A 12,520-nucleotide genomic window follows, 5' to 3' on the forward strand; every position below is an offset into this window, starting at 1 on the left:
AAAGGGAATTGTCATGTCGACGAAAAATGTTTTGCGGATAAGCTTATTGTTTATTTGTTGTTGTCATGTTTTTTTGACAAAAGCGAATATCCATGATCGAGGGTATATATTAATTCTGAATTCTTATGCAGAATCTGATGTGTGGGCAAACCATGCTATCGACAGTATACGAAAAGATCATTCGATAAAAGAAGATATTTGGGTTGAATCCTTGAACATGCTTTTGGAGGATAGTGTGACGGGATTGCAGAAAAGAAGGGATTATATTTTGGCAAAATATGATACCGCTCCCAGATGTGTTGTCATGTTGGGAAATAGTATCTGGTGCGTGTTCGAGGATGTTTTTAAAGAAATCTGGAAAGATGTTCCTGTTATTCTTTGTGTGCGGGAAGATTATGTCGGTCCGTTAGATGTCATGTTGAAAAGAGAAGAGATCAACCCGAAGGATATTATCCCTTTACAGGATAAATTGAACGGATTGAATGTTACGCTTATCGAGTGTCCCGTTTATATCCGGGAAACGATTGACGAAATGAAACGTTTGCTCCCGAACATGAAGAAGATTGTCTTAATATCGGATAGACACTACGTGAGTGCGCAGATACGGGAGAAAATGAGACACGTGTGCGAGACATATTTTCCGGATTTGGATGTGTCTTATTTTATTGAAGGGCAGATAAATATGGATCAAATGCTGGATTCTATTTATTCGTATGACATGAATGAGGTCGGGTTACTTTATTTTTCATGGGTTCAACGTAAGGAAATTGCCGGAAATAAATATTTGTCCACGAACAACCATAAAGCTATCAGTTATTTCGATAATCACCCGGTTTTTACGTTGGAAGATAATGGAATCCATGATGGGGATATGGCTGGAGGATATTTTTACTTGGGCAAAGATTTTGCACATACGGTCACGCGGACGTTAAGGGAGGTCTTGGATGGAAAGGAGGCAAAAGATATTCCTTTGCAGGTGGCGGGAAAACCGAATTATTATCTCTCTTATCCGATTCTTCAGAAGGCCGGAATCCCGACTTCTTTGTATCCGGATAATGCGGTTTATTTATTTGCCCCGGAAGGATTCTGGGAGCAGGCTCGTTATATGTTACTAGCCATTATCGTTTTACTATTTATCACGTATCTGTTATGGATACGGTTACGGTTGTTGAAAAAAGAGAGAGTGTTACACGATCGGGAGTTGGTTCTTCTGGAAAAATATAAAGCGCTTTTCACGAATATGCCGCTGGCTTACATGAAACATCGGTTGATTTATAATGCAAAAGGGGATGTCGTGGATTATCAAGTGGAAGAAGTAAACCCGATGTTTGAAGAATGTTTTGCCAAAGCGGAGAAGGTGGTCGGTAAAAAAGGCAGTGAACTACGGGGAAGTCGATATAACGAGTTCGTCGTGTTGTACAAAAAAATGTTTATCGAGAAAAAGTCATTTACCTTTGAATATTATTACAGTGCAACACAGAAATACTATGAAATAATAAATATCGCATCCACGGAAAAAGGAATGGTCGATATTTTTTGCGTGGATGTCACTGATTTGCGGAAAACAAGATCTATGTTGGAATCCGTGAACTATAAATTGTCAATGGCTCTCGACGTGGCGAATATAACTCCTTGGCGTTGGGATTTGGAAAGACATACCGTCTTGTGTGATGTGAATCGTCCGATTGAACTAAAACATTGTACTGATAATGAGGATTCTTTAGCGGTTCCTGAAGAACAATATTTTTCAAAGATACATAAAGACGATCGAGAACGTGTAAAAGCGGCTTATTCGGCTTTAATTGCCGGAAAAGTAGCCAAGATCAGGGAGGAATACCGGGTTTTGGATAAAAGTGAACATCATTATTCTTACGAATGGGTAGAGGCGCAGGCTACCGTGGATCAGCGGGATAAAAATGGGAAACCTTTATCTTTGGTGGGATCCTCGGTTGTGATTACCACTCGAAAACAGATGGAACTGGCTTTGCGTGACGCGAAAGAACATGCGGAAGAATCCAACCGGTTAAAATCTGCCTTTCTTGCTAATATGAGTCACGAAATTCGTACCCCGTTGAATGCTATCGTCGGATTCTCTAATATATTGGCATCGACGGAAGCTGAAGAGGAGAAACGGGAATACATTAATATTATCGAGAATAATAACACCTTACTTTTGCAATTAATTAGTGATATTCTTGATCTTTCCAAGATTGAGTCCGGTTCGATGGAGTTTGCCTATTCGGAATTTGACTTAAATGCCCTGATGCGAGGATTAGAACAAACCTCTTGTTTACGATTAACTTCCGCAAAAGTTGAAATTAAATTTGATGAATATCTTCCGGATTGTTGCATTCGTTCAGAGAAAAATCGATTAACACAAGTGATTTCCAATCTGATCAATAACGCGATAAAATTCACGAAAGAAGGAACGATTCGTTTCGGTTATCATCTTTTGGAGAAAGACTCTCTTTATTTTTATGTGTCCGACACGGGATGCGGTATTGACGCGGATAAAAAAGATGCCGTGTTTGAACGATTCGTGAAGTTGAACAATTTTGCACAGGGAACAGGGCTTGGTTTGTCTATCTGTAAAACTATCGTGGAACGGATGGGTGGTAAAATCGGGGTGGAATCGGAAGTAGGACAAGGAACAACTTTTTGGTTTACGATTCCTTATGTGGCTGTAAAATTGCATTGTCAAGAAATAAAGGAAGAGAAAATCGTTCAGCAAGTAGTCGAGAAAAATAAACTTAAGATACTGGTTGCTGAAGATAATCCGAGTAATTACATGCTTTTTGAATCCATATTGAAAAAGGATTATCAATTGATACACGCGTGGAATGGCCGGGAGGCCGTTGAATTGTTTAAAGAACACGATCCACATTTGGTTTTAATGGATATAAATATGCCGGAGTTGAATGGTTTTCAAGCCGTGCAGGAAATCCGCAAGATTTCCGGGACGGTTCCCGTGATTGCGGTTACAGCCTATGCTTATGCCTCTGATGAAGAGAAAATCATGGCCAGCGGGTTTGACGGCTACACGGCAAAACCGATTAATGCAAATTTATTAAGGAGTAAAATTATCGCTTTGTTGGAGAAACATCTTATTTTACTCTAGTGATGTTTCTAAAGGCCTGCATCGAGGTATTTTTATTGTGTGTCTCCTGTGTTTCATACGCCCAGACGGGGGTGCGGGAACGAGTCGTGTTCTATAATACGGAAAATCTATTTGATACCCGAAACGACACGCTGACGGCAGATGACGATTTTACTCCCCGGGGAAAACAGCATTGGAATCGGGAACGTTACACCCGAAAGTTACTCAATATCTCGAAAGTGTTAAACAGTCTCGGGGCGGGAAAGTTTCCGCTACTCATCGGCTTGAGCGAGGTGGAGAATCGGGATGTTGTTTCCGACTTGGTAAACAAAACGGTGTTGGCGGATGGTGATTATGGTATTGTACATGCCGACTCCCCGGATGCAAGGGGAATTGATGTTGCCTTACTCTATCGGAAAAATTCATTCCGGTTATTGCATAACGCTTTCTTTCCAGTCCGTTTGAAAAGCGGGGAGACTACCCGGGATATACTTTATTGTGAGGGGATATCGGCCCCAAACGATACTCTTCATGTTTTTGTTTGTCATTTCCCTTCCATGCGGGGTGGGGAGGCGAAAAGTGAATGGAAACGGGTAAAAGCGGCGTCTGTCGTGAGGCAGAAGGTGGATTCTATACAGGATCTTCATCCCCGGGCCATGATTTTGATTTTGGGAGATTTGAACGGGCGGGCGAATACACCCGCGCAAAAGGCGTTGAAAACTCAAGATCCGGAATCCGGGACAATTAAATCTGAAAACTTTTACAACACCGGGTATTACTTGCTGGGGAAAAACTATGGTAGTTATCGTTACCAGGGAGAGTGGCAGACGCTGGATCACATCATCGTTTCCGGGAACCTGTTGAACGGGAAAGCTGATTTGCAGGTATCCCGAAGAATGGGTATCTATGATGCGGATTTTCTACTTGAAGAAGAGCGAGGGACTTTCGGTGTTCGTCCGAAACCGACCTATCGGGGGCCTCACTACATTGGAGGATATAGCGATCATCTTCCGGTCTTTATCGATTTAAAGAAATAATTGCTGTTTTTAAAAATAAAAGATTACTTTTGTGGCAAAATTCATAGAACAAGATATGGACGACTATCATCAACAGTATTAATCTGAATAGGGGTTCTCGATAAATGCCTCTATTCATAAATTGAAGGAGGATTATTATGAGAACTTTCCTAATGGGTAAAGTAGGGTTCGTGGAAAAGAAAGTATGGGAACCCAATTGCTGGATTAATGTTGTTTCACCCACTCAGGACGATCTTCGCTACCTGATCGACGAAATGGGAATTCCGGAGGCTTTTATTGATGACGTTGAAGACGTGGACGAGCGTTCCCGTTTGGAAGTAGAGGATGGATGGACGCTGATGATCCTGCGTATTCCTTTTAAGTCGGTAGATACAAGTATTCCTTTCATCACGGTGCCTTTGGGGATTATCGTGAAGGAGGATATGTTCGTAACCGTGTGTTATTACGAGACAGAAATGATTCCCGATTTCATCAATTACGTGATTCGTAAAAACTTGGAGATTGCCAATAACTGGGATCTTGTCTTCCGTTTGTTTCTTTCTGCCTCCGTGTGGTATTTGAAATACTTGAAACAAATCAATGCCCAGATGCACATGGCAGAGGTCGAATTGGAACGTTCCATCCGGAATGAAGAATTACAACGGTTGCTAAAAATCGAGAAATCGTTGGTATTTTTTATCACTTCTTTGCGTGGGAATGATAATTTGTTGATCAAAATGAAGACCTTGAAAGTGCAGCGGCAATTTTTCGACGAGGATTTGGTGGAGGACGTGGAGATCGAATTGCGGCAGGCTCAGGATTCGGCCCGTATTTATAGCGATATTTTAAGCGGTACAATGGATGCCTATGCTTCGGTAATTTCCAATAACTTGAATATCGTGATGAAACGGATGACGTCCATCTCGATTATATTAATGTTACCGACCTTGATTGCCAGTTTGTACGGGATGAATGTCCCGAACTCTTTGGAGGAAAATCCATACGGATTTTTGATCGTGATTGTTATCTCGATACTCTTTTCCGTCTTCGGTTTCATCGTGTTTAAATGGCGCCATTGGTTTTAAATAAAATATCTAAAACATCTCGTTATTTTAACAAACTATTAACGGTTTGTTGATAAACTTTTGGGGATATTTGATGTCATAACAACAGTGTTGTGAATACTTGTCTAGGCTCGGCTGAAACAGGCATTTTTGGTATGTAATGATTAAAAATATGAACAAAGGTTTAAAGAGAGTTTTACAAATTGGAATTCCGGTCGTGATCGTGGGAGCGATCGTGATCCCTCGTTTGGATTTTTCTTCGGATAAAGAGACGTCAACCCCGACAACAGCTCCCAAGGCGGCTAACCGGGGAGCTTTACCGGTATCGGGTATCGTGGCATCTATGTCAACTTCCGGTAATGGAATTCCCGTAACGGGATTATTGGTTGCAAATGAAGAAGTCGAACTGGTTTCGGAAACGGCCGGTAAAGTTGTGAAGATCGCTTTTGAAGAAGGGACGTTGGTGAAGAAAGGAACCTTGTTGGTGAAAGTGGATGATTCGGATTTGCAGGCTCAACTCGCTCGTGCCGAATTCCAGAAAGAATTATTGGCTGCCAAATTGGAAAGACAGCGGATACTATTAAAACGGGAATCCATCAGCGTGGAAGAATTTCAACAGTTGGAGACCGAGTACAATATGAATCTGGCTGATATTGAATTATTAAAGGTTAAAATTGCTCGAACTGAAATCCGGGCTCCCTTTGACGGTCGAATGGGATTCCGTTTCGTGAGTGAGGGGAGTTACTTGCAACCGAGTACTAAGGTGTCCACGATTGTTGATAACTCTTATCTGAAAATTGAATTTTCTATTCCTGAAAAATATATTGATCTGCCTTTAGTGGGTAGAAAACTTACCTTCCAGCCTAGCGGTATGGAACATCAGATCGAGGCGGAAGTGTATGCTGTTGATCCACAGGCAGACGTGGCAACTCATACTATAAATCTGCGGGCTCGTTACCGGAATACTAAAAATCTTGTAGCCGGAATGTTCGTGAAAGGGGAATTGATGACGGCTGAGAATTTGAAATATATACTTGTTCCGACAGAGGCCGTCGTGCCGGAGATGGATGGGAAACGTTTGTGGGTAGTGAAAAATAAAAAGGCTACCAGCGTACCCGTGCAAACAGACAGTCGGGATTCCCAGTTCGTGGAAGTAACTTCCGGAATACAGGTGGGTGACACCGTGTTAACGGGAGGCTTGATGCAATTGCGTGAGGGAATGATCGTGAATGTCAAGTTGAATAAATAGAGAAAAAGTTTAGAGTTTAAAATTTAGTGCTTCAGGTAATGTAGAGTTTAGAATTTAAAATTTAGAATGAATAGAATTACAATATCTAAAATCTAAGATCACTGAATCATGCAATCTAAAATCTAAAATCATAAATCTAAAATTAATCAGTGGTATGAGTTTATCTTCAACCTGTATAAAGCGTCCGGTGCTGGCAACCGTGTTAAACTTGATTTTAGTCATTGTCGGTTCCATCGGGTTGCTATATTTAGGCGTGCGTGACTACCCTAGCGTGGACCCCCCGGTAATATCCGTGTCGACCTCGTTCGTGGGGGCTAACGCCGATGTTATTGAAACACAAATTACCGAGCCTCTGGAATCGGCTATTAACGGTATACAGGGAATCCGTTCGTTAAGTAGTACGAGCCGTGACGGGCAGAGCCGGATCACGATAGAATTCGAATTAAGCGTGGATTTGGAAACGGCAGCTAATGACGTCCGGGACAAAGTTTCCGGAACGTTACGTCGGTTACCGCAGGATATAGATCCCCCGACCGTGTACAAGGCGGATGCGGATGCCCAACCTATTTTTGCTGTTTCTTTGCGTAGTGGTCAACGTTCGTTGATCGACCTGAGCGGATATGCCGAACGCTATTACAAAGAACGGTTACAGACTATCCCCGGTGTGAGTAGCGTGGATATTTGGGGAGAAAAACGTTATTCCGTGCGTTTGCGCATGGACCCGGCTTTACTGGCAGCACATCGGTTGACCCCGATGGACGTGCAGTCTGCCGTTGAAAAAGAGAACATCGAATTACCTTCCGGGCGAGTGGAAGGAGACAATACCGAGTTGACAATCCGTACCTTGGGACGATTAATGTCGATCGAGGATTTCAATAACTTGGTTATTTCGAGAGAAGGATCAAAAATTGTCCGTTTTAAAGATATTGGTGTGGCGGAAGTGGATGCCGAGAACACCCGGAGTATAGCCAAGCGTAACGGCCTTCCCATGGTGATGTGTGCTTTGATTCCCCAGCCGGGAGCAAACTACATTGATATTGCGGACCGGGCCTATCTCGTGATGCAGGATTTGGAAAAGGACCTGCCGGAAGATATTGATGCCACGATAGCCTTCGACAACACGGTATTTATCCGGAGTTCAATCAACGAGGTAGAGGACACGATTTTCGAGGCTTTCCTTTTGGTTGTTTTGATCATTTTCCTTTTCTTGCGGAGTTGGCGGACGACGTTAATTCCCGTTTTGGCAATCCCCGTATCATTGATTGCATCCTTTTTTATCATGTACGTGGCTGGGTTCACCATCAATATATTGACCTTACTGGCCGTCGTGCTGGCCATCGGTTTGGTGGTTGACGATGCTATCGTGGTCATGGAGAATATATTCACGAAAATAGAGCAAGGTATGTCCCCGTTGCAGGCGGGATTCAAGGGATCAAACGAGATATTTTTTGCCGTTATCGCGACGACAGTGGTGTTGGTAGCCGTGTTCTTTCCGATCGTTTTCTTGGAAGGAACCACGGGGCGTTTGTTCCGTGAATTTAGCGTGGTGATTGCCGGAGCCGTGGTAGTTTCCTCTTTCGTGGCGTTGACATTTACGCCGATGATCTCCACGAAACTATTGACCCGGAATGCCACGCAAAACTGGTTTTACCGGAAAACAGAACCTTTCTTCGAGGGAATGAACCGGGTGTACCGTCGTTGGTTACAACGATTTTTGAAAGTTCGTTATTGGTCAATCATTATACTCGGGGCTTCCGGTGTAGCCATTTATTTCTTGTGGTTATTGATTCCTTCGGAAATGGCTCCTTTGGAGGACCGTTCGAATATTCGTTTGAATTCTGTCGCTCCGGAAGGTGCTACTTACGAGTACATGGCTCGTTATGCAGATGAAATCTCGACTTTCATAGAAGAGACGGTGCCGGAACAAGAGAAGGTAATTGAATTTGTCGGGGGCGGACAAACGAACCGGGCAAGTTTGCAATTATGGTTGGTTGATGCCGACAAGCGGAAGCGTACCCAACAGGAAATTTCCGACGAGTTAGCAGTACAAGTGCGTGAATTTACCGGAGGCCGTACCTTGGTTTCCCAGCAACAGACCTTTGGCGGTCGGCGGGGGGGACTTCCGGTTGAATATGTTATTCAAGCGAAAAATCTGGATGATTTGAAGGCGATATTACCTATCTTTATGGACGAGGTGAACAAGAGTTCGGTATTCTCGGCATCTGATTTGAACCTGAAATTCACGAAACCGGAATTGACCATTAATATTGACCGGGACAAGGCTGCCAGTATGGGAGTCTCCGTGCAGGACATAGCCAAAACACTTCAGTTGACCATGAGTGAACAACGGGTGGGTTATTACATCATGAATGGAAAACAGTACCAGATACTTTCCCAATTGGAACGTCAGGATCGGAATAAACCAAGTGACTTGAAAGGAATATACGTGCGGAATAATAATGGAGACCTGATTCATTTGGATAACCTGATTACAACGTCCGAAAGTTCCATGCCGCCACAGCTATACCGTTATGACCGTTTCGTGTCGGCAACTGTTTCTGCCGGACTGGCAAAGGGCGTGACCCTTTCTCAAGGTCTGGAAGAGATGGATCGTATTGCAGGAGAGGTCTTGAGCGATGACTTTAAAACCACGTTATCGGGAACATCCAAGGACTTCGTGGAAAGTTCTTCCAGTTTGATGTTCGCCTTCATGTTGGCGTTGGTATTTATCTATTTGGTACTTGCCGCACAGTTCGAAAGTTTCCGTGATCCGTTAATCATCATGTTTACAGTTCCGTTGGCATTGATCGGAGCAATGGTTGCTTTGTGGTATTTCGGGCAGACCATGAACATTTTCAGCCAGATCGGAATTATCATGTTGGTCGGACTGGTTTCGAAGAACGGTATCTTGATCGTGGAATTTGCCAACCAGCGTAAGTTAGCCGGTTTATCCATGCGTGAGGCGATCGAGGATTCTGCCGTGTCTCGTTTACGTCCGATCCTGATGACGAGCTTGTCTACCGTGTTAGGTATTCTTCCGATGGCAATGGCCACGGGTGCGGGAGCGGAGAGCCGTGTTGCCATGGGTATTGCGGTCGTGGGAGGTATGGTATGCTCCACGCTGTTGACACTCTTCGTGATCCCGGCTATTTACACCTACCTCTCGTCGAAAGAAGTAAAAATAATAGAAGAGATAGAAGATTGAACAAATTGAAAATTTTGCGAGTAGAATAAAGAATGACTATGAAAAAACAGAATTTACGATATATGAAATGGATAGGGAAAATGATCGTTTTATTGTTCATTTTCAATTTTCAATTCTCAATTTTCGATTGTTCCGCGCAGCGTGTAAGTTTGGATGAATGTCTGGAAAAAGCCTTGGAATCAAATTTTTCCATTAAAATCATCCGGAACGAGGCTCGGATGGATAAGAATAATTTGAATTACTCGACTTTCCTACCGACGTTGGAAGGAACCGCGAAACAGACACAGACCCGCAATGACACGAAGACCGAGAATAGCGCGGGTGAAGTGAATAAAATGTCGGATGTAAAAACGGATAACTACACCGCGGGTGTTGCTCTAAACTGGCGGATATTTGACGGGCTAGAGATGTTCACCACCCATGAAAAACAGAAAGAGCTACTGGCAATGGGAGAACTTGCCGTGCAGCAAGCCGTGGAGAACTTGATCTTGAACGTGAGTGCAGCCTATTATAACGTGCTGGTACAACACCATAAATTGATGGCGGCCCGTCATTCACTGGAACTCTCGAATGAACGTTACGACGAGGCCAGAGTGCGTTACAAGATCGGGAATAGATCCGGGCTAGAAGCTCAACAGGCAAAAATTGATTTGAACACGGACAGCTCGACTTACGTACGGCAAAAGGAGGCTTTAAAAAGTGCCTATATCACGTTGAACAAATTGATGAATACGGATTTACAAATGGTGAATTACGTGCAGGACACGATCTTGCTGGGCCCGCAACTGGCATTGGGTACCTTGGAACAAAAAACTCTGGCAGGAAATACCACCTTGTTGATCGCTAAAAAAGATCAGAAAATTTCCGCGCTGGATTTAAAAAATGCCCGTGCCGTGTTGTTCCCGACGCTGGATTTCAATTCCGGGTACAACTATAACAAGACAGATACACCTTCTTCCAGTACCACGTTGAACCGGTCAAACGGTTTTTACTGGGGATTTTCGTTAAATGTCCCTATATTCAGTCGTTTACAAAACCGGACGAAGATCAAGAATGCCAAACTGGAATTGGAAAATACGGAACTTTCCTATCAGGAGGCGGAAAAAGAAACACTGGGAGATTTGGCGTTGATGTATAATTCCTATGAAAACAACCTGCTGATGGTAAATTTCGAGATTGAAAGCGCTAGTGTAGCCGAGGCCAACTTGGATGCGGCTTTAGAAAAATACAAGATCGGGTCGCTTTCCGGAATCGAATTCAGGGAATTTCAACGTAGTTACATTGATGCCGTTGACCGGAAGTTATCCGCTATCTACCAGGCAAAAGTTTCCGAATTATCGTTACTGCTTCTTAGCGGGGATATTCGAGGCTCGTTCGTGTCGGAGTAATCTGTTATCAGTTCTTAACCACGCGGTAATATTTTTGTCATATCCTACTTGTACTTTTGGCTTGTAATCTTAAAGCGAGTAAATGATGAAAATAATCGTGTGGTTCAGTGTTTTAATGATGGTATTTTTCGGGTATTCCTGTACTTCCGGCAAGGGAGATGGAATACGTTACATATTTTTCTTGATTGGAGACGGGATGGGGAACGGGCAAGTGACCGGAACTCAGTTTTACCGGGCAGAACTGGATGGACGGATCGGTTTGGATTCGTTATCTTTTACCGGATTTCCAGTAGTAAACATGATGTCCACGTACTCGGCATTTAACGCGATTACTTGTTCGGCTGCGGCGGGAACAGCTTTAGCTACCGGAACCCGCACTTCAAACGGAACTATCGGTAAGGATGCTATTCACTCGAAAGACGTGTATAGTATTGCCGTAAAAGCGAAGGAAAAAGGTTTGAGCGTGGGTATTACAACTAGCGTGAGTATCGATCATGCGACGCCCGCCGTATTTTATGCTCATCAGTCTAGCCGGAGCATGTACTACGAGATCGCTATGGATGCCGTTAAGACGGGATTTGACCTTTATGCGGGAAGTGGTTTTTTACAGACTCGTTCAATGACGGATTCAACAGCCCCGGACGTGTATCGTAGTTTCGAGGATGCGGGATACACGATTGCCAGGGGATATGACGATTTTAATCGTAAACGGGAAAAAGCAACTAAAATGGTTTTCGTGCAGGAAACAGGGGCGAGTCCATTCAGTTTGCCTTACGCGATCGACCGGAAACCGGGGGATTTAACGTTGTCTGAAATAACCCGGGGAGCAATAGATTATCTTTTTCAAAAATCAAATAAAGGTTTTTTTCTGATGGTAGAAGGTGGTAAAATAGACTGGGCCTGCCATAGCAACGATGGGGCGACAATGGTGAATGAGGTGATGGATTTCTCGGATGCAGTGGAAGTTGTCTTGGAATTTTACCACCAACATCCGGACGAAACGCTGGTTGTCGTGACTGCCGATCATGAGACCGGAGGTGTGGGGCTTGGCACGCGAGGATATGATTTGAATCTGAAACTTTTATCTTACCAGCAAAATTCTTTGGATGTGCTGTCCGAGCGCTTGGTTTCTTTGCGGGAAAAACGGGGAGGTAAAGTCCGATGGGAAGAAGTGAAAACTGTATTGTCTGAAGAACTGGGTTTTTGGAATGAAATAGAGATCACGAAAGAGGAAGAAGACGTCCTGAAATCAGAGTTTGAATGTTCTTATCTACAAGCGGGGGCTGCTCTAAGGGGATTGTATGCTGTTGTGGAACCTTTGGCCAAACAGGCCGTCCAACTGTTAAACAACAAAGCCGGGATGGGATGGACAACCCCTGAGCATACGGGAACACGGGTGCCTGTATACGCTATCGGAGCCGGGGCATGGCGTTTTGATGGAAGTCCGTTAAACAACACGGATATTCCCCGGATAATAGCGGAATCTGCCGGTTGGGATTGA

The 12,520-nt window shown here is 43.7% G+C and carries 7 protein-coding genes; all 7 read left to right on the top strand.

Features of this window, described 5'->3' with window-relative positions; translation table 11 throughout:
* Window positions 1–13: 13 nt before the first annotated feature.
* On the top strand, window positions 14–3,118 hold the full coding sequence (locus F1644_RS18910) for an ATP-binding protein (protein WP_118304897.1): 3,105 nt from the start codon (window positions 14–16) through the stop codon (window positions 3,116–3,118).
* 2 nt (window positions 3,119–3,120) lie between these two features.
* Window positions 3,121–4,134, top strand: coding sequence for an endonuclease/exonuclease/phosphatase family protein (locus F1644_RS18915; protein WP_118304898.1), 1,014 nt, complete (start codon window positions 3,121–3,123; stop codon window positions 4,132–4,134).
* Window positions 4,135–4,271: 137 nt separating this feature from the next.
* Window positions 4,272–5,198: a magnesium transporter CorA family protein gene (locus F1644_RS18920; RefSeq protein WP_087421757.1), complete on the top strand. Its 927-nt coding sequence runs from the start codon at window positions 4,272–4,274 to the stop codon at window positions 5,196–5,198.
* Between the two features lie 151 nt (window positions 5,199–5,349).
* Entirely contained in the window at window positions 5,350–6,426 is a 1,077-nt protein-coding gene (locus F1644_RS18925; protein ID WP_087421907.1) for an efflux RND transporter periplasmic adaptor subunit, read from the top strand.
* A gap of 154 nt (window positions 6,427–6,580) precedes the next feature.
* The gene (locus tag F1644_RS18930) at window positions 6,581–9,631 is read left to right on the top strand and encodes an efflux RND transporter permease subunit (RefSeq protein ID WP_087421758.1); all 3,051 of its coding nucleotides are present in this window, start codon (window positions 6,581–6,583) and stop codon (window positions 9,629–9,631) included.
* Window positions 9,632–9,669: 38 nt separating this feature from the next.
* A complete protein-coding gene (locus tag F1644_RS18935) occupies window positions 9,670–11,019 on the top strand; it encodes a TolC family protein (protein WP_118304899.1) in 1,350 nt (449 codons plus the stop codon).
* Between the two features lie 82 nt (window positions 11,020–11,101).
* On the top strand, window positions 11,102–12,520 hold the full coding sequence (locus F1644_RS18940; RefSeq protein ID WP_118304900.1) for an alkaline phosphatase: 1,419 nt from the start codon (window positions 11,102–11,104) through the stop codon (window positions 12,518–12,520).

It is taken from the genome of Butyricimonas paravirosa, from assembly GCF_032878955.1.
Lineage (GTDB): Bacteria > Bacteroidota > Bacteroidia > Bacteroidales > Marinifilaceae > Butyricimonas > Butyricimonas paravirosa.